We start from the raw sequence: 534 nt of genomic DNA on the forward strand, positions 1-534 counted from the left end.
GGGGTCGGTCGGCGCGGGTCTCGCGGCTGGCAAGGGCATGGACGGGGCGTGCGGACGCGTGTGGTGGCACGTCACCGCGAACGAGGCCGCCCCGCGTCCGCCCGATCGGGCGCACGCGTCTCGACACCCGCCGAGGCACCCCGCCCGACGCGTTTCGCGTGTGACCACGACTGACGGCAGGTCTCCTGGCTCGCGGGTCGCTGCCCCTCATCGTCTTCCCAGGTGCCGTGACCCAGTGACGTGTTGATGGAGGGCTCGCCGCTTACAGTTGCGGGGGCAGCCGCGGCATCAGGCAAGCGCTTTCGCGCCCGGTCCTCACCGCGTTCCCTTTTGATCCCCGAAGGGAACCGTCCCGGCCAAGTGGCCGTGGCGGAGGCGCCGAGTCAACGCCTCGAATCACGACACTGTGAGTTGTGGCCCGGCGGCGACACGTGAAGCGCCTCCCGCCAAGCGCCCTCAGCCGTGCGATCCATCCCGCGCCGGCGCCTCGACGACGACGCTCGGCGGCAGCGTCCCGCCGGCGCCGCCCAGCAC

The 534-nt window shown here is 72.7% G+C and carries 1 riboswitch.

From position 1 onward, the window contains the following. Positions 1–157: 157 nt before the first annotated feature. A riboswitch (cobalamin riboswitch) is annotated at positions 158–367 on the bottom strand. Positions 368–534: the final 167 nt, after the last annotated feature.

It is taken from the genome of Methylobacterium sp. WL103, from assembly GCF_008039885.1.
GTDB classification, from domain to species: Bacteria; Pseudomonadota; Alphaproteobacteria; order Rhizobiales; family Beijerinckiaceae; genus Methylobacterium; species Methylobacterium cerastii.